Here is an 18,003-nt window from a genome sequence, read left to right as displayed (position 1 = left end):
GTCGATCCCGCCGCGCCGAACATCCTGTTTCAGCTGGCACTGCCCACGCGCTGGAACCAGAAGGTCGTCATGTTCGGCGGTGGCGGCTGCGGGGGTGGCAGGACCACCCCGCCACTGCTGCCGCCGCCACAGCCCGCCAGCATGGCGCTCGCTGCGAGGCACGCGGTGGCCAGGATGAACAGGTCTCGATTGCTGGATTTCATGGAGTCTCCGATGTCGTTGTATGTTGCGTACGCGGCCTTCTTTCGAGGCCCGACAAAGTCTCTCGCACGCCCTTCGTGAATCCAATGTGCGGGCCCGACACTCGCACAGCGAATCCGATGTGCTGGCCCCATGCCGTGGAAACCCTTGCCGCGCGGCGGCGCGCGCCCTACATGCCGGGCAGCGCCATCTCGATGCCCGCCTTGGAGAGCTCCAGCTGGTATTGCTCGAAGCCCGTGCCGGGCACGCGCTCGTCCTGGCGGTCCAGGATCTCTTCCATGCGCGAACGGACCTGCGCTGCCGGGTCGTCCGCGTCGCCGATGAAGATGCCCTGCGTCATCGTGACGTTCGCGCTCTCGAAACTGCCGGCACCCGCGAGCAGGATGGTGCGCGTCGGCGCGTCCTCGCCCACCAGGGCGATCAGCCCCGGGCTGACGTTGGCCGGCGCGAGCCGCGCCAGCGCCTCGGGCGGCAGCACGCCTTCGGTCATGGCCGTCGCGGCCGTAGGGGCTAGGCAGTTCACGCGGATGTTCTGCCGGGCGCCTTCGAGCGCCAGCGTCTGCATCAGCCCGACCAGCGCCATCTTGGCCGCGCCGTAGTTGGACTGGCCGAAGTTGCCGTAAAGGCCCGAGGAAGACGTCGTCATCACGATGCGGCCGTACTTGCGCTCGCGCATGTGTTCCCATACGGCCTTCACGCAATGGACCGCACCCATCAGGTGCACGTCCATCACCAGCCGGAAGTCGTCGAGCGACATCTTGGAAAAGGTCTTGTCGCGCAGCACGCCGGCGTTGTTGACGAGGATGTCGATGCGGCCCCACTCGCCGATGGCGCGCGCGACCATGCCCTCCATCTGCGCGAAATCGGTGACGTCGCCGCCGTCGGCGATGGCGGCACCGCCGGCACGCACGATCTCGTCGGCCACGGTGCGGCCGGGCGAACCGATGTGGCGCCCCGCCACGTCGTTGACCACGACGCGCGCGCCGTGGCGCGCGAGCGCCATTGCATGGGCCCTGCCCAGGCCGCTGCCGGCTCCCGTGACGATGGCCACGCGGCCTTCCAAAAACTTGTTCATTGCTACTCCTGATCGATGAATCGGTGCACGCCGGTGGGCGGCGTCAGAACGCGACCGCGTGCCGGCCCTTCAGGCCCAACATCGCGCGCGCTTCGTCGGGCGTGGCGATCTCCAGCGAGAGCTCCTCGAGGATCCGGCGGATCTTCCGCACCTGCTCGGCGCAGGACTTCGCGAGCTGGCCCTTGGCCAGGTAGAGGCTGTCTTCGAGGCCGACGCGCACATTGCCGCCCATCACCGCGCCCATGGTGAGCAGCGGCATCTGGTGGCGGCCCGCGCCGAGGATCGAGAAGCGGTAGCCGTCGCGGCCGAAGAGGCGGTCGGCGGTGGTGCGCATCACCACGAGGTTCTCCGGGTCCGGCCCGAGGCCGCCCAGGATGCCGTAGATGCTCTGGATGAAGAGCGGCCCCTTGACGAGCCCCTCGTCGACGAAATGGGCCAGGTTGTAGAGGTGGCCCACGTCGTAGCACTCGAACTCGAAGCGCGTGCCGCAGTCCTCGCCAAGCACCTGGAGGATGTGCTTGATGTCGCGGAAGGTATTGCGAAAGATCAGGTCTTCCATGCCTTCGACGTACGGCTTCTCCCAGTCGTGCTTCCACTCGGCGACGCGTCGCGCGGCCGGGTGGATCGAGAAGTTCATCGAACCCATGTTTAGCGAGCACATCTCGGGCTTGGCCTGCAGCGGGTAGGCCAGGCGCTCCTCGAGTGTCATGCGCGTGCTGCCGCCGGTGGTGATGTTGATCACCGCATCGGTCGCGTCGCGGATGCGGGGCACGAACTGATCGAAGATCTTCGGGTCGGCCGAGGGCCGGCCGTCCCTCGGGTCGCGCGCATGCAGGTGGAGGATCGCGGCGCCAGCTTCGGCGGCCTCGATGGATTGCTCGGCGATCTGGTCGGGCGTGAGCGCCAGGTGCTCGGACATCGTCGGTGTGTGCACCGAGCCCGTGACCGCGCACGAGATGATGACCTTGTCTTGGAAGGTGGGGGTTGCCATGTCGGGGTCCGTCCGCTGTGAATGGAAGAAGAGAAAAGGAAAGGGTCAGACCGCGAGCCACTCGGCCACGAGCTTCTCGTCCGACGCCAGTTGCTGCGGCGTGCCCTCGAAGACGATGCGTCCATGGCCCATCACGCACACCCGCGTCGAGACCTTGAGCGCGATCGCGAGCTTCTGCTCGACCAGCACCACGCTGACGCCATGGCGGTGCATGTCGCGGATGCACTCGGCGACCTGCGCGACGATCTTCGGCGCGAGGCCTTCGGTGGGCTCGTCGATCAGCAGCACCAGCGGGTTGCCCAGCAGCGAGCGGCACATCGTCAGCATCTGCTGCTCGCCGCCGGACATGCTGCCGGCCTTGGTGTTGCGCCGCTCCTTGAGCCGAGGAAAGTAGTCGAACATCTGCTCGACGCTCCAGCGGTGCGCACCGGGCACGGGCGGCTGTTCGCCCATGCGCAGGTTCTCGTCGACCGTGAGGTTGGCGAACACCTCGCGCTCCTCGGGCACGTAGCCGATGCCGGCGCGGCAGATGGCATAGGGCCTGGCGCCCGCGAGTTCGCGGCCTTGGAGCCGGATGTGGCCGGCGGTCGGCGCGACCAGTCCCATGATGGCCTTCATGGTGGTCGAGCGCCCCGAGCCGTTGCGCCCGAGCAGGCTGACGACTTCGTTGCGCGCCACCCGCAGGTTCACGCCGTGCAGGATGTGGCTCTTGCCGTAGTGGGCGTGCAGGTCGTCGACCGCGAGCAGGGTATCGGCGGCGGCGCTCATTCGCTCACCTCCTCGCCCAGGTAGGCTTCCTTCACGCTGGCGTTGGCGCGGATCTCGTCGGGCGTGCCGGTGGCGATCACCTGGCCGTAGACCAGCACGCTGATGCGGTCGCTGAGGGCGAACACCACATCCATGTCGTGCTCCACGAGCATCAGCGCGCGGCCCTTCGTGACTTCCATGATCAGCTCGGCCGTGTAGTGCGTTTCTTCGTTGGACATGCCGGCCATCGGTTCGTCGAGCAGGATCACCTTCGGGTCGGAGGCCAGCGTCATGGCGATCTCGAGCGAGCGCTGTTCGGAGTACGCCATCTCGCCGGCGACGGTGGAGGCCCTGGCCGACAGGCGCACCAGTTCCAGCAGCCGGTGGGTTTCCTCGCGGATGCGACGGTCGCGGTCGATGAACTTCCAGAAGGTGTACGCCAGGCCGTGCGGACGCATGACGGCCAGGCGGACGTTCTCGAATACCGTGAGCTTCGGGAAGATGTTGGTGATCTGGAACGAGCGCGCGAGGCCCAGGCGGTTGATCGCCTGCGGCGTGCGGCCGCCGATCGCATGGCCGTCGAAGTGGATCGTGCCGGCGGTCGGCGCGAGGTGCCCCGAGATCAGGTGGAAGAGCGTGGACTTGCCGGCGCCGTTCGGGCCGATCAGCGCATGCCGTTCGGCGCCGAGCAGGTCGAGGTCGACGCCACGCATGATCTCCGTCGGGCCGAAGGCCTTGCGCAGGCCGCGGATGCTGAGGACTGGATCGCTCATGCGGCAGCTCCCTGGTCGACGGTCTGCTCGACCGCCTGGTTGAGGCTTCGCCGCCCGACCCAGGCGAGCACCGCCCCGGCACCGATGAGCACGACCGGGACGGCCCAGGTGGCCATCGAGGCCGGCGACCAGGCGCGCGACAGCAGCGTGACCGGCGGCCACGGGTTGCCGGGATCGAGCCTGGCCAGCGCGCGGTAGTCCTGCGAGAAGACGCGTTGCAGCAGTTCCACCGCGAAGGTGCCGCCCATGCTCAGCAGCAGCGCGGCGGCGATCGACAGCAGCACCACCGGCAGCAGCTTCGACAGGCCGATGCGCTGGCGCAGGCGGCCGGTGGTGCCGATCAGGCCGGTGAGCCCCGAAGGCATGAACATCATCACCCCCACGAACAGGATGCCCTGGTAGAGCAGCCACGACTGCGTGAGGTCCGACACGGCATAGCCGAAGAAGGTCATGAGCGCCGCGCCGAGGGCCGGGCCCAGGAACACCGTGACACCGCCGATGTAGGTGTTGAGCACGACGGCGGCCGACAGCGCGGGATCGAACACCACGTAGTTCGCCGATTCGTTGGACACGACCTGCAGGCCGCCGGCGATGCCCGAGAACATTGCCGAGATCGCGAACACCATCATGCCCAGCCCGTGCACGTTGTAGCCGAGGAAGCGAAGGCGGTGGCTGTTCTCGCGCAGCCCGTAGCTCAGGCGTCCCATGGGCGTGCGCGTGAACAGGTACAGCAGCCCGACCGACGCCAGCACCCAGGCCAGCGTCAGGTAGTACACCTGCGTGGTCGATCCGAAATCGAAACCCCATGCCGGCATGCGCATGGTGGACATGCCGGCCTCGCCGCCGAACAGGCCCTTGAGGTGCGGCGCGAGGGAGTGCACCAGTTCGGCGATGGCGAGCGTGATCATCGCGAAGTAGGTGCCGGTGCGCTGGGTGGCGAACCACCCGGCGATGGCACCGAACACGAGGCCGCACGCCGCGCCCGCGAGCGGCATCAGGGGCGTGGGCAGCAGCCCCGCGCCGCCGATGGCGTTCATCGCATGCACGGTGCCGAAGGCGCCGACGCCGAAGTAGGCCGCGTGCCCGAAGGACAGCATGCCCGCCTGGCCGCACAGCAGGTTGTAGGCGCTCGCGAACAGCGCGGCGATGAGCATCTGGATGGCGGCGTTCAGCAGCCCCTGCGACAGCAGGAACGGCAGCGCGGCCAGGGCCGCGACGCCCGCCAGGATCAACAGCAGACCGGTCTTCATCGCGTCAGCCCTTCTCGCCCATGAGCCCGCTGGGCCGCACGAGCAGGATCAGCAGCATCAGCGCGAACGGGATCGTCGCGGACAGGCTGGAGACCTTCAGCGTCATCAGGCCGCCGACGTCGGTGGCCCAGTCGCCCGCGCCGAAGAGCGCGAACAGGTCGGCGAGGCTGCGGTCCACGGCGACGGCCAGCGAGGTGACGACGCCGATGAGGAGCGACGCCAGCATTGCCCCGCCGAGCGACCCGAGGCCGCCGACCACGACCACCACGAACACCATGACGCCCAGTTCGAGCGCCATGTTCGGGTTGGTCGTGTAGAAGGCGCCGGCGACCGCCCCGGCCAGGCCCGCCAGCGCGGCACCGACGCCGAACACGCCCATGAACACCAGCGGCACGTTGTGGCCCAGGGCCTCGGCCATGCGCGGCTTGTAGATGGCCGAGCGCACCACGATGCCGACGCGCGTGTGCGTCAGCAGCAGGTAGATGAGCACGAACATCGTGATCGCAATGCCCCCCATCAACAGCCGGTACAGCGGGTACTGCGCGCCGCCGACGCTGAAGGCCGACACGTCGAGCGCTGCGGGAATCCGGTAGTCGACCGGGAAGTTGCCGAAGAAGAGCTTGATGGATTCGGCCACGATGAACGAGAGGCCGAAGGTCAGCAGCAGCTCGTGCGCGTGGCCGTGGTGGTGCACGCGCCGCAGGAAGAAGCGCTCGACGACCACGCCCACCAGCCCCACCAGCACCGGCGAGACGACGAGCGCGAGCCAGAAGCCGATCACGCCTTGCAGCGTGTACGCGAAGTAGGCGCCCAGCATGTAGAACGAGGCATGCGCGAAATTGAGCACGCCCATCATCCCGAAGATGAGCGTCAGCCCGGCGGACACCATGAACAGCAGCAGGCCGTAGATGACGCCGTTCATGAGGGAAACGATGATCTGGTCCATAGCTTTCTCTACAGCCGAAGCTGTGCCACGCGGGACGCCGGGGTCCCGCTGGTTGGGCGGAAGGACGCACCTGCGTCCTGCTGGCGGCGGGTGGAAGTTCAGCCGGGCCGCTTCATCGCGCAGCTGGCCTGCGCGGGCGTCGAGGCTTCCTGTGCGGAGAAGCGCTTGACCGGCTTGAAGCCCATGTCGGTGCCGTCGACCTTGAAGCGCGCATCCTTGGTGACGGTGGACACCACCATCGGCAGCTGCGCCTGATGGTCCGCCGCGCGCATACTCATCTCGCCCATCGGCGTCTTGATGGTGGTGGTCTCCAGCGCTTTCGCGAAGGCATTCACGTTCAGCGCGCCGTTCTCCGGCTTGGTGCGCTTGAGCGCATCGGCCACCATGGCCATGCCGAAGACGGTCTGCGGTTCAATGAAGACCGGCTCGTGGCCGGTCTTGGCCTTGTAATCGTTGACGAAGCGCTCGCCCTCGGCGCCGCCCGCCTCGGGATTGAAGGTCTGCACCACGAAGTGGCCGATGGCGAGGTCGCCGGCATTCGCGAGGTTGCCCGGTTGGTCGAGGTAGACCGTTCCGAAGCGCGCCTTCAGGCCCGCCGACTTCGATGCCTTCATCAGCAGCAGCAGGTCGTTGGACCAATTGCCGGTGAGCACCGAGTCGGCCTTGGACGCGCCGATCTTCGCCACGTACGGTGCGAAGTCCTGCACCTTGTTGACATCGTGCAGCGTCTTCTCTACCACCTGGTAGCCGCCCGACGCGGCGTTGTCCACGATGGCTTTCTCCATGTCCTGGCCCCAGGAATAGTTCTGGTTGATCGCATAGACCCGGGTGCCCAGTGCATTGGCCTGCTTCATCGCGCCGACCAGCGCCTTGGTGCGCACCTGTGGATCGCCGCCGAAGCGGAAGTGGTGGAAGTTGCACTTCTCGCCGGTGAGTTCCAGCGCTTCGGCGCCGACGTTGAGGTAGACCATCTCCTTGCCGGGGTTGCGCAGGTTGTACTTGCGCACGTCCTCGGTGATCTGCCCGCCGATGGCCGACGAGGCGCCCTGCACGATCAGTTGCACGCCGTCGGCGGCGGCCGCCTTGAGCTTGTCGGCCGCGCCGGCGGGGCCGCCCTGGTTGTCGTATTCGAGCAGCTGCACGGGCTCGCCGTTCCAGCCGCCAGCGGCATTGATCTGGTCGATGGCATAGCGCACGGCGGCGCGATAGGCCTGGCCCGAGGAGGCCTGCGGGCCGGACAGCGTCTCGAGCACGCCGACCTTGACCGGCGCGGCCGATGCGATGCCGCATAGAAGCGCCAGCGCGGGAACGATGGCGAGGCGGAGTGGCTTGGGTTGGTGCATTGATGTCTCCATGCTTTTTGTTGAAGGAAATCGAAAGGGCGCGGCCGTGGCGCAGCGGCGCCGGCGCTAGAGGTATTCCATGTTTCCGTCGACGCTGATCGCCTGGCCGGTCAGGTTGCGCGCCGCGGGCGAACACAGGAACAGCGCCATGGCCGCCACGTCATCGAGCGTGACCATGCGGCGCAGCGAGATCTTCTGCAGGTACTGCGCGCGCATGGCCTCCACCGACACGCCGGCGGTCGCGGCGCGCGCGCCGATCACGCTGTTCATGCGCTCGCCTTCGACCGTGCCCGGCAGGATCGCGTTGACCCGCACGCCGTGCGGACCGAGCTCGATCGCCAGCGACTTCATGAGGCCCACGATGGCCCACTTCGTGGCGGCGTAGGGCGTGCGGAAGGCATAGCCGAGCCGGCCCGCCACCGAGCTCATGGCGATGAGGCTGGGGTTCTGGGCGGAGCCCTTCAGCAGCGGCACGGCGCGCTGCGCGAAATAGAACTGGCTGTTGAGGTTCACCGACACCGTGCGCTCCCAGTCGCCGCGGTTCAGGTCCTGGATCGCACCGGTCGGGCCCGCGATGCCGACGTTGCTGACCAGCACGTCGAGCCCGCCGAGCGCGCCCTGCACGTCGTCGAAGACGCGGTCCACGTCCTCGGGCACCGAGGCATCGGCCATGCTCGAGGTGATCTCGGGTGCGTCGTGGGCCAGGCGGTCGAGGGCGCCGCGGTCGATGTCGCACACGTGCACGCGCGCGCCCGTTTCGCGGAAGGCGCGGGCCACGGCCGCGCCGATGCCGGAACCGCCCGCGGTGACCAGCACGCGCAGGCCGGGCGCGGGCCGGAGTGAATCGATGATGCTCATGGGTGTGTCGTGATGTCTTGTGTGAACGGTTCGGCCCGGCAAGTGTCCGGAAGACGCATGCCAAAACCTATGTGCGACAAGCACACATCCGGGCCGCGTACGATGTGGTCCATGGCGCGCGCCGCGTACACGCACGAGGACCAGGGCTTGGGCCGATGCCCATGCACGTATCGTTCTGCTAGCCTTCGCGCCCTATGCCGGTACCGCCCCCAGAACCACAGCGAACCCTTGGCCCGTCGCGGGGCCGGACGCCCGACGAGATCGCATCGGAGCTCATCGGCCTGCTGCACCGGAACGCATCCGCGGAAGAGTTCGCCGCCTGCCTCACGCACGTCGAGGCCTTGCCCGATGCGCTGCAGCGCAAGTCCGGCCTGGTGGAGCTGGTGCGCATGGCGATGGCCCTGCGCAACCGGCTCGAGCTTCACGAGCAGCGCGAACGCGGCATGCTCGCGGTCATCGAATCCGCGCAGGATCTTTCGGGCCGCCTCGACCTCACCGGCTTGCTGAGGGCGATCGTGAGCCGCGCACGCAAGCTCATGGGTGCGCACCTGTGCTGGCTGACGATCTACGACGCCGCCAGCGGCGAATTCCAGGTGGTGGTCGCAGACGGCGCCATCTCCGAGCGCACAGGCAGGATGACCGCCGGCCGGAACCTCGGCGTGGCGGGCATCGTGATGTCGACGCGCCTGCCGTTCTTCACGCCCGACTACCTGCACGACAACCGCTTCGCCCACGACGCGGCGCTGGACGACACCTTCCGGGACGAGGGCGTCGCGGCGCTCGTCGGCGCGCCGCTGATGTGCGACGACAACGTGATCGGCCTGCTCTTCGTGGCCGACCGCTATCACCGCACGCACACGGCCCTGAACGTCTCCATCCTCTGCACGCTCGCCACGCACGCGGCCGTGGCCATCAACAACGCGAAGGCCTTCGCGGAGGCGAAGACCGCGCTGGAGAACGCCGACCTGGCCCGCGCCGAACTGGAGCGCCACGCGCGCGACGTGCAGGAGGCGGCCGAAGCGCACGAGCAGTTGACTTCATTGCTTGCGAAGGGTGCATCGCTCGGCGCGCTGTGCGAATCGGTCGCGCAGTTGCTCCACGGCAGCGTGCTGGTGCTCGACGAGGCCCATCAGGTGATCAGCCGCGCCACCGCACCCGGCTATGACGGCAAGGCGGCGGAAGCCTATGCGCCGCACGACGAACACAGCGCCGCGCTGGCGCAGGCCCTGCGGGAGAGCCGCCAGGCCGGGCGGTCGGCCGTCGCCTATGCCCACGGTGGCGAGCTGTGCCGCGCGATCGCGGTGATCGGCGGCAACGACGTGCTCGGCGCTGTGCTCGTGTTCAGGCACGACGATCTGCGCGAAATCTCGGTGCGGACCTTCGAGAGAAGCTCGAGCGTCATTGGCATCGTGCTGCTGTCGCAAGAGCGTGTCGAGGCGAGCAAGAGCCGCGACGTGTCGACGCTGCTGCACACGCTCATCTCGCCGCGGCAGGACGAGCCGGCCCTCACGCGCGACCGCGCCGAGCGCTTCGGCCTCGACCTGTCGCAACCGATTTCGTTGATGGTGGTCGAGATGGAGCAGCCCCGGCCCGGCTTCTGGGCGCGGCGCCTGCGCGCCGGCGCGCCCCTGTCGGACCTGGTGATGGACGAGGTCGACGGCGTGCTCGTCATCGTGTGCGGCGCGACGAAGGCGCAGGACGTGCTGGAGAAGTTCACCGCGTTCGCCAAGGGCGAGCTGGGCGATGCCTACCGGGGCGTGCTCTCGCGACCGGTGCGCGAGCCGGCGGAAATGCCGGCGCTGTACGCGACGCTGCGGCGCGCGCTGTCGGTACTGGGGCGGCTGGGCATGCGCGGCAACATCGTCGGGCAGAACGAGATGGCGCTCTACTCCGTGCTGTTCGAGACGCACGACCAGGCCAGCCTCAACACCTTCCTGAACGCCGCCATCGGCGCTGTCGTGGGCCATGACAGGAAACGCGGCTCGGACCTGACTGCCACGCTGCTGGCCTATTTCGACAACAACCAGAACGCAAAGACCACCGCCGCGCGAATGGGCATCCATGTGAACACCGTGCGGCAGCGGCTGGCGAGCGTCGAGGAGTTGCTGGGCCACTGGGGCAGTGCGAGCCGCGCGCTGGAGATCCATGTGGCGCTACGACTCTGGAGTCTGGGTGTGGTGGGCGATCGGCTGCCGGGACGCGACGGCTGACCCGCCGGCGGCCCTGCGTGGAGGGCACCGGGCCGCCTTCCCCTGAGAGACGCCCCGCAGAAAACCCAGTCAGGCGCATTGACGCTGGCAGGTCGCTTGCCGCGCGGGCCAATACTGCGACAGGGTTGTCATCTCGACGCCCAGCCGCGGAGTGCGGCCTTCCATTCGCCCTGCGGGCTTTGCACCACTGCGTCCTCCACTGCGCGCCAGCGAGCAGAACGTTTGGGCGGCCTAGCCTCACCGGCTCTGTAGTATCCGGCGCATTCGGATCAACGCCGGTCCGAACATTCGGCTGCGCGCATCGACCGCCTTTGGGATCGGCTGCGACGTCCGCGTAAGGAGTGGCGAGGCCGTCAATGTCGTGGACCGTCAACGACACGGCTTACAAATGATCACCCGCATCGGCATTCCTGGCGCTGCCGTGACGATCAGCCGGATGTTCACGTTGCGCCAAGTCATTTCCCGCCCATCGTGTTCACGCTGTCGTGCAGCCCGTCGCGGCCCGCTTACGCAGTTGCTGCGTCGTCTCGGGCAGGCGTACACCATGCATGGCTTCCGCTCGAGCTTCAGGACCTGGGGGATGGAAGCGACCCAGTACCCGGACGAGATGCTGGAATTCGCGCTGGCGCACGTCGTTGGCGACCAGACCGTGCGAGCCTATGCCCGAAGCGTCATGGTGGCCAAGCGTCGGCATCTGATGGAAGACTGGGCAAAGTACGTCACCTCGAGAATTGAATAGCGGACTGTTAATCCGTAGGTCTCTGGTCGAGCCAAGCCCATGGACCTACTACAGGCCGCAAGGCCTCTGGAGAGCCCGCTATCTAGACGACAGCGGGCTTTTTTGAAGTCTTTTCACGATCCATAAGTGGCTACATCCGTCTGCCTCAAACAACAGAAAGGACCGCGACACGTGAATGCTCGCGCGGTTCCTCGACAAGCTCTATGGCCAGCTGGTCGAGACGATTGCATCGCCTTCATCGAAAAGTCTCCGCGGGTTGCTGCACCTCGCAGCTCCGATGCATCACTGCATCTCCGTTAGCTCAAATCTCTATCCACACCTTTTCGCTCGTCATGTCCATAGCGGAGGAAGAGTGGTCGTGCGTATCGACGCAGCTGACGATCTCGACACCTCTTCCGCAGGCTTTGCCGCCAGCACCGGCCCAAAGGAGCCCAATGGCTGCACTCTGCATCAGTGCCGAAGTTCGATCGGATCTCCTGGGCTCGTCAATTCGCTTTAGGCCTCAGCCTGTTTGGCGCCCGGCGAACACCGGCGTCCGCCGCTCAGCGAATGCCCGCACGCCTTCCGCGAAGGAATCGCCATCGATCAGCGCCTGCTGCCGCTCGCACTCGAGGACCAACTGCTGCTCCAGGCTGTTGCGCCCGGCGGCCACGGCGAGCGCGCGCGCTTCCTGGATCGCATGCGCGGGCAGGCGCGCCAGCTGCTGCGCCAGGCGCAGGGCTTCTCGTTGCAGTTCCGTGTCTTCCACGCACGCCCAGATCAGGCCCCAGTCCGCGGCCCGCTGCGCATCGAGACGTTCACCGGTCAGCGCGAGCCCCAGCGCGCGCGCCGGGCTGACGGCGCGCGGCACCAGCCAGCTGGAGCCCATGTCCGGCACCAGCCCGAGTGCGGGCATGAACGGCAGGTAGAAGTACGCGGAGCGCGCGGCCAGAACCATGTCGCCGGACAAGGCAAGCCCCACGCCACCGCCAGCGGCCACGCCGTTGATCGCGCAGACGACCGGGACCGGGAGCGCGCGCATCGCCAGCATGATCGGACCGGCCTGCTCCCGCAGCAGCTCGCCGACGTAGTCGCCCAGTGTCCCGCTGGCCAGGTCGGCGGCGCGGCGACCAAACTCCTGCAGGTCCGCCCCGACACAGAAGCCGCGTCCGTCGGCGGTCAGCAGCAAGGCGCGAATGCCAGTGTCTTCGCGCACGCGGCGCAGTCCGTCGAGCACACCGTGAAGGATCGGCTGCGTCAACGGATTGAGGCGCTCGCCTTCGTTGAGGGTCATCGTCGCGACGCCCTCCCGGACATCGAAAAGCACGGCGTCGTTCATGGTGGAGATGGCTTGTGGAAATGGGGAAAATAGGTCCGGACGATCTCGCCGTCCAGCCGCAGGGCATGGCAACCCCCGAGCGGCGTCTGGCGAGGCCCGCCAGCGGACGCATCCTGCTCGGCAAAGCTGCCATCGGCCCAGAACAGCTGGAAGGCGGTACTGGCCATCATGGGCAGCAGTTCGGTGATGTGGGTGCAGCCCTCGATGCCGCGAAATGCACGCTTGACTTGCAAGGTGAAGCCTGCTTCGATGCGCAGCCCGACCAGCCGGCCATAACCGGCCTCCACGCCCGCGCAGGTGGGATAGGGCGTGTGCTCGCTGAAGGCCGTCGCGTCCACGATCTCGCGTTGCGCGTTGATCACCAGCCGCACCCGCATCTGATGGATCGGCGTTGCGGCCGGGACCACGCGATTGACCAACTGCAAGGGCATGGGCTTGGTATCGATCAAGGTGGCCTCCAGTTCCAGCAAGCCATCCTCGCGCCGGAAACCCTCGCAATGGATGCGGCGCGAGTGCAGCGGCGTGCGCGCCGAGGGCGGCGGTGCGTGGCTCATGGGGCTGTGCTCGCAAGGTGGATGACGCCAGCCTCCTGCAGCACGCGAAGGGTCTCGGGCGCGAGCCCTGCCCGCGACAGCAGTTCTCCCGTATGGGCCCCCACCCGGGGCGCAGGCGGCGGAAGCTCGGACGGCGTGCGATCGAATCGCGGCGCCGGCGCCGGCTGGGTGACACCCTGCGGCGCGACAAAGGTCCCGCGCGCCCGGTTGTGCGGATGCAGTGGCGCCTCGGCCATCGACAGCACCGGCGCGAAGCAGGCGTCGCTGCCTTCGAGCAGCACGCACCATTCGTCGCGCGTGCGCTGACGCATCACGGTCTCGAGCTTGCGGCGCAGCGCGGGCCACTCGCCCTGCGCCCATTGATGCGCGAACTGGGGGTCGTCGATCCCGCACAGCGCGAGCAGCCGGGCATAGAACTGCGGCTCGATGGCGCCGATCGACACATGGCGTCCGTCCGCGCATTCATAGACGCCATAGAAGTGCGCGGCACCGTCCAGGAAGTTGCTCTGGCGCTGGTCCTGCCAGAAGCCCTTGGCCATGAGCCCGTACTGCGCGGCCATCAGCAGCGCGGCGCCATCGGTCATGGCCGCATCCACCACCTGACCCTGGCCGGAGCGTTGCGTTTCGGCCAGTGCGGCCAGCACCCCGACGACCAGCAGCATGCCGCCACCGCCATAGTCGCCCACCAGGTTCAGCGGCGGCGTCGGCGGACGATCCGCCTCGCCCATGGCATGCAGTGCACCGGACAGCGCGATGTAGTTGATGTCGTGGCCGGCTGCCTGTGCCAGCGGCCCGGTCTGGCCCCAGCCGGTCATGCGGCCGTAGACAAGGCGCGGGTTGCGCGCCTGGCAGGCCGACGGTCCCAAGCCCAGCTTTTCCGCCACGCCGGGCCGGAAGCCTTCCACCAAGATATCGGCGCCCGCCACCATCTGCAGCACGGCCTCGACACCGCGCGGGTCCTTTAGGTTCACCGACACCGAGCGTCGGCCGCGGTCGACGATGCTGTCGTTGCGCATCAGGTCCTCCAGGCCGCCCTTCGAAGGCGGTCCGGGCAGGCGGTCGACCCGGATGACGGTGGCGCCGAGATCGGCCAGCATCATGCAGGCGAACGGCCCCGGGCCGATGCCGGCGAGCTCGATGACGGTGACGTGGGAGAGAGGCCCGGGCATGGCGTGGCTTTCGAAAGAGAAGAGGGCAGGAGGACTCAGCGGCCGGCATGGCGCTCGCGCCACAGCGTGGGGGGGTAGTAGCCGGCCCAGTCGGCGTCGATGCGCCGAAGGGGCACGTCCGACCAGATGCCGTGGTCGCGCAGGTACTCCATGTGCACTGATCCGTCGGCTTTGAACTGTTGAAGCACCGCGTCCCGCGTGCCGTCGAACTCGGTCGGAGGCACGCCCATCAGCGCACAAAGTTCCTTGTTGAAAGCAGGCACCGCCTTCAACCAACGCCCGTCCAGATAGAGGGCGGCCCAGCCGTGGTGCATGAACACTTCGCGCCCGCCCATCGCCTGTTGCATCTTCGGCGTGCTGAGATGATTGACCACATCCGACAAGCCGATCGCGGCTGGAATACCGGCGCAGCGTGCCGCGGCCACCAGCAGCACGGCCTTCGGTATGCAAAAGGCCTCGCCTTCCGCGACCACGGTGCTGGCCCGAAGGCCCTCAGGCGTCAGTCGCACGTTGCCCGCGTCATAGCGAACCCGGTCGCGCACCGCATAGAAAAGGCGAGCGGCCTTCTGGGTCGGCGTGATGGCGTCACGGACCGCATCTGCCACGAACTGCGCAACCGCAGGAGCGCCGAAGTCCAGGAAGTCCGTCGCCGCCAGGTAGCGGTCGGTCGGTTCGGGCCACCCGTAGGGCGTGAATTCCGGCTCGCTCATCGCCGCTCACATACGCTTGGCGACTTCTTCGAGCATCACCTCGGTGGCGCCGCCTCCGATGGTCAGGATGCGGGCGTCGCGTGCCATGCGTTCGACCGGCGTGCCGATGATGAAGCCGGTGCCGCCGTGCAACTGCAGGCAGGTGTGCACCACCTCCTGCAGGGTCTCCGCCGCGAAGGCCTTGAGCATAGACACCTCGCGCACCGTGTCCTTCCCTTCGGCGATCATCTGCGCGCATTGGTAGGTGAGGGCACGCGCCGCCGCCGCCTTCGACGCTACCCACGAGAGCTTGTTGCGCACCACCTGCTGGTCCCACAGCGACTTGCCGAAGGCCTCGCGCTGGCGCACGTAATCCACCGTCAGTTCGATCGCACGGGCGCAGGTGCCCGAGGCCAACGCACCCACCACCAGCCGTTCGTTCTGGAACGTGCTCATGATGTAGTAGAAGCCCTTGCCCTCCTCGCCCAGCAGCGCTTCGGGCGCGAGCTTCAGGTCGTCGAAGAACAGCTCCGCGGTGTCGGACGAACGCCAGCCGTGCTTGTCGAACTTGCGCGCGATCTTCAGGCCGGGATTCTCCTTGTCGACGATGAACAGGGAGATGCCGCGGCTTCCCTTGGCCTCGGGATCGGTGCGCGCCGCCACGATGAAAATGTCGCCGTACACGCCGTTGGTGATGAAGGTCTTGCAACCGTTGAGCACCCAGCCCTCGGGCGTACGCTGCGCACGCGTCTTGAGGCCGGCGACGTCCGAACCCGCATTCGGCTCGGTCACGCACACGGCGCCCACCTTCTCTCCGGCGCAGGCCGCAGGCAGGTACTTGAGCTTCTGCGCGTGCGTACCGCGGTGCGCGATGTGGCCGATGGACATGTCGCTGTGCACCGTGAGCGCCGAAGCCACCCCGCCGTAGCCCGAGCGCGCCAGTTCCTCGCCGAGGACAACGGAGGCCAGCGGGCCCAAGCCGCCGCCGCCGTACTCGACCGGATGGCGCATGCCGAGGAAGCCCAGCCCGCCCAGTTCCCGGAACAGTTCGCGCGGGATCTCGCCCGAGACTTCCCAGGCATCGGCAAAGGGAACGATCCGTTCGCGCACGAAGCGGCGCACCTGTTCGCGCACCATGCGCAGGTCTTCGTCGAGGAGATCGGGTTCCAGAAATTCGAATTCGGTCATAGGTATGGGTGGTGGATTCAGTTCTAGGAATGGGCTGCACCGCCATATTAATAGACCGGCGCGTCGGTTTATTTTATGGCCGGGACGGGCACGGCGCAAGCGGTGCTTGCTACACTTCGCCGCCCAAGGAGACTGCATGCCCCGTGTACGTTCGGATGACTATGAATCCAAGAGCCAGGCCATCATGGACTGCGCTGCCACCCTTTTCGCCAAGGAAGGCTACCCAGCGACCAAGATGCAGGATGTGGCCAAGGCCTGCGGTGCCACCAAGTCGATGCTCTATCACTACTTCCCGGCGAAGGACGACCTGCTTTTCGCGATGCTGCAGGAGCATTTGGAACGATTGATCGCGGCCCTCGAAGGCGCGCTCTCCGGCAAAGGCAAGCCAGGCGAACGCATGCAGCGACTGGTCCAGGCCTACATGCAGAAATCGGTCCAATCGCGCCGGCGTCACATGGTGGCGATGAACGACGTGAAGTTTCTTCCGCGCGCCAAGCAGCTGCCGCTGATCGCGCTGCAACGCCGGTTGACCGAACTCGTGTCGGGCCTGTTGCGGGAGCTGAATCCGCACCTGCCCGAAGGCCTGTACAAGGTCTACACCATGATGCTGGTGGGAATGCTCAACTGGACCGACTTCTGGTATTCGTCCACCGGAGCGGTCAAGCCGCAGGAACTGTGCGACCGCATGGCGCGGCTGTTTCTCAACGGCTTCCTCGCGGAAAAGGGCTGAGGGCGGCGCGCATGCACGCGCCCCCGCCGCTTCACTGCGCCAGCTTGTAGGTTGCCGCTTCCGGATTGGCCTTGAGCAGGAACTGCTTGGGCGCTGCCAGGTGATTCGTGGCGGTAAAGCCGATCGGCGTCATCGCGCCCGTTTCCAGCTGGCTGACCTTGGCCAGTTCGGCGTTCGTGCAATCCCAGGTCAGGGCCTTGCCGCAGCGCTCCATCGCCGTGAACAATGCGCGCGCCGCGGCGTACCCGGTGAACGAGTAGCGGTTCACACGGGTTCGCTCCTCGGCCGAAAGATGGCGGTCGAGCTTCTCCATGAACCCCTTGGCCTCGGGCGCGCTCTCGAGGTAGACGTAATCCACCGTGTAGACGTTCTCGCCCGCCGAGCCCATCATCTTGGCGCTCGCGGGCACGCGCGAGACATAGGTCACACCGACCGGAATCTTGTGGCCGATGCGCTCGAGCTCCTTGACCATGGTCACGTTCTCGCCCAGCACGCCGCCCGCCATCAGGGCCTCGGCACCGGCCTGCTTGACCTTGAGGATTTCAGACGAAAAGTCGGACTGCCCCTTCTTGAAGATCTGGCTGGAGACCACCTGCAGCTTCTTCTCCTTGACCACGCGCTCGAAGCCCTCGCGAACGTTCTCGCCATAGTCGTCGTCCTGCGAGATCACCGCCCACTTCTTGCCGGGGTAACGGTCCGCCAGTTGCGAGACCAGGTTGTAGACCGATTCGCGCATGTCGTAGCCCACGACGAAGACATTCTTGATCGTCGGCTTGTAGAGGCCCTCGTAGGTGGTGATGGGCGCCATGGCCGGCACGCCGGCCTGCTTGAGGATCGGCATCGCGGCCTGGGCCTGCGCGGTTCCGGAGATCGAGGTGAAGGCGAAGACCTTGTCGCTGTTCAACAGCTTGCGCACGCCCTGGATCGTGCGCGAGGGCACGTAGCCGTCGTCCTCCGACACCAGGCGCAGCTTGCGACCGTTGATGCCGCCGTTGGCATTGGCCTCGGCGACCGCGACCTTCACGCCCAGGTTGTGCGCCACGCCCAGCATGGCTGGCGGACCGGTCAGCGGCAGGATGTCGCCGATGACGATCTCGGTGTCGGTCACGCCCTGCTGCGCCACTGCAGGCGCGGCGGCACCGGCGGCCAGCAGGCCGGCGGCGGCAAGCCGCCAGAGTTTGTGCTTCATGTGTATCTCCTGATAGTTGTGGCAATCGCCGGT

General features: G+C 67.2%; 18 protein-coding genes. 3 read left to right on the top strand and 15 right to left on the bottom strand.

What is annotated here, in order from left to right; translation table 11 throughout:
- Positions 1 to 29: 29 nt before the first annotated feature.
- The 9 genes from A9977_RS34615 to A9977_RS11245 form a co-directional block, all read right to left on the bottom strand.
- On the bottom strand, positions 30 to 203 hold the full coding sequence (locus tag A9977_RS34615) for a hypothetical protein (RefSeq protein ID WP_183024929.1): 174 nt from the start codon (positions 201 to 203) through the stop codon (positions 30 to 32).
- Positions 204 to 370: 167 nt separating this feature from the next.
- Positions 371 to 1,276: an SDR family NAD(P)-dependent oxidoreductase gene (locus A9977_RS11280; protein WP_183024928.1), complete on the bottom strand. Its 906-nt coding sequence runs from the start codon at positions 1,274 to 1,276 to the stop codon at positions 371 to 373.
- 43 nt (positions 1,277 to 1,319) lie between these two features.
- Positions 1,320 to 2,267, bottom strand: coding sequence for a 3-keto-5-aminohexanoate cleavage protein (locus A9977_RS11275; RefSeq protein WP_183024927.1), 948 nt, complete (start codon positions 2,265 to 2,267; stop codon positions 1,320 to 1,322).
- A gap of 45 nt (positions 2,268 to 2,312) precedes the next feature.
- Positions 2,313 to 3,035 carry an ABC transporter ATP-binding protein gene (locus tag A9977_RS11270; RefSeq protein ID WP_183024926.1) on the bottom strand — a complete coding sequence of 241 codons (723 nt, stop codon included), beginning with the start codon at positions 3,033 to 3,035 and terminating at the stop codon, positions 2,313 to 2,315.
- Entirely contained in the window at positions 3,032 to 3,787 is a 756-nt protein-coding gene (locus tag A9977_RS11265; protein ID WP_183024925.1) for an ABC transporter ATP-binding protein, read from the bottom strand. Before A9977_RS11265 ends, A9977_RS11270 begins: the two co-directional genes overlap by 4 nt.
- Positions 3,784 to 5,037: a branched-chain amino acid ABC transporter permease gene (locus tag A9977_RS11260; RefSeq protein WP_183024924.1), complete on the bottom strand. Its 1,254-nt coding sequence runs from the start codon at positions 5,035 to 5,037 to the stop codon at positions 3,784 to 3,786. The genes A9977_RS11265 and A9977_RS11260 overlap by 4 nt, the downstream gene beginning before the upstream one ends.
- A 4-nt stretch (positions 5,038 to 5,041) precedes the next feature.
- Complete coding sequence (locus tag A9977_RS11255) at positions 5,042 to 5,983, bottom strand: branched-chain amino acid ABC transporter permease (RefSeq protein ID WP_183024923.1); 942 nt, start codon at positions 5,981 to 5,983, stop codon at positions 5,042 to 5,044.
- 98 nt (positions 5,984 to 6,081) lie between these two features.
- Complete coding sequence (locus A9977_RS11250) at positions 6,082 to 7,326, bottom strand: branched-chain amino acid ABC transporter substrate-binding protein (protein ID WP_183024922.1); 1,245 nt, start codon at positions 7,324 to 7,326, stop codon at positions 6,082 to 6,084.
- A gap of 66 nt (positions 7,327 to 7,392) precedes the next feature.
- A complete protein-coding gene (locus A9977_RS11245) occupies positions 7,393 to 8,184 on the bottom strand; it encodes an SDR family oxidoreductase (RefSeq protein ID WP_183024921.1) in 792 nt (263 codons plus the stop codon).
- A 194-nt stretch (positions 8,185 to 8,378) separates the two neighbouring features.
- Between A9977_RS11245 and A9977_RS11240 the strand changes: the two genes are divergently transcribed.
- Together A9977_RS11240 and A9977_RS11235 are read left to right on the top strand one after the other, a co-directional pair.
- On the top strand, positions 8,379 to 10,394 hold the full coding sequence (locus A9977_RS11240) for a helix-turn-helix domain-containing protein (RefSeq protein WP_183024920.1): 2,016 nt from the start codon (positions 8,379 to 8,381) through the stop codon (positions 10,392 to 10,394).
- Between the two features lie 388 nt (positions 10,395 to 10,782).
- On the top strand, positions 10,783 to 11,133 hold the full coding sequence (locus A9977_RS11235; protein WP_183024919.1) for a hypothetical protein: 351 nt from the start codon (positions 10,783 to 10,785) through the stop codon (positions 11,131 to 11,133).
- Positions 11,134 to 11,635: 502 nt separating this feature from the next.
- Here A9977_RS11235 and A9977_RS11230 read toward each other — a convergent pair.
- Genes A9977_RS11230 through A9977_RS11210 form a run of 5 tightly spaced genes read right to left on the bottom strand, consistent with a single transcriptional unit; the run spans position 11,636 to position 16,051 of the window.
- On the bottom strand, positions 11,636 to 12,451 hold the full coding sequence (locus tag A9977_RS11230) for an enoyl-CoA hydratase-related protein (RefSeq protein ID WP_183024918.1): 816 nt from the start codon (positions 12,449 to 12,451) through the stop codon (positions 11,636 to 11,638).
- Positions 12,448 to 13,005 (bottom strand): DUF2889 domain-containing protein, encoded by a 558-nt coding sequence (locus A9977_RS11225; RefSeq protein WP_183024917.1) that lies wholly within the window; start codon positions 13,003 to 13,005, stop codon positions 12,448 to 12,450. The genes A9977_RS11230 and A9977_RS11225 overlap by 4 nt, the downstream gene beginning before the upstream one ends.
- A complete protein-coding gene (locus tag A9977_RS11220) occupies positions 13,002 to 14,174 on the bottom strand; it encodes a CaiB/BaiF CoA-transferase family protein (protein WP_183024916.1) in 1,173 nt (390 codons plus the stop codon). Before A9977_RS11220 ends, A9977_RS11225 begins: the two co-directional genes overlap by 4 nt.
- Positions 14,175 to 14,209: 35 nt before the next feature.
- Positions 14,210 to 14,884 (bottom strand): transglutaminase family protein, encoded by a 675-nt coding sequence (locus tag A9977_RS11215; RefSeq protein WP_183024915.1) that lies wholly within the window; start codon positions 14,882 to 14,884, stop codon positions 14,210 to 14,212.
- A gap of 6 nt (positions 14,885 to 14,890) precedes the next feature.
- Complete coding sequence (locus tag A9977_RS11210; protein ID WP_183024914.1) at positions 14,891 to 16,051, bottom strand: acyl-CoA dehydrogenase family protein; 1,161 nt, start codon at positions 16,049 to 16,051, stop codon at positions 14,891 to 14,893.
- Positions 16,052 to 16,187: 136 nt separating this feature from the next.
- Between A9977_RS11210 and A9977_RS11205 the strand changes: the two genes are divergently transcribed.
- The gene (locus tag A9977_RS11205; protein ID WP_183024913.1) at positions 16,188 to 16,781 is read left to right on the top strand and encodes a TetR/AcrR family transcriptional regulator; all 594 of its coding nucleotides are present in this window, start codon (positions 16,188 to 16,190) and stop codon (positions 16,779 to 16,781) included.
- A 31-nt stretch (positions 16,782 to 16,812) separates the two neighbouring features.
- Here the strand turns inward: A9977_RS11205 and A9977_RS11200 are convergent, their stop codons facing one another.
- Positions 16,813 to 17,970 carry an ABC transporter substrate-binding protein gene (locus tag A9977_RS11200; RefSeq protein WP_183024912.1) on the bottom strand — a complete coding sequence of 386 codons (1,158 nt, stop codon included), beginning with the start codon at positions 17,968 to 17,970 and terminating at the stop codon, positions 16,813 to 16,815.
- Positions 17,971 to 18,003 lie beyond the last annotated feature (33 nt).

The sequence above is a fragment of the Variovorax sp. UMC13 genome, from assembly GCF_014170375.1.
Lineage (GTDB): Bacteria > Pseudomonadota > Gammaproteobacteria > Burkholderiales > Burkholderiaceae_C > Variovorax.
Note: the sequence above shows the minus strand (reverse complement) of the source record. Positions and strands in the feature narration are given on the sequence as shown.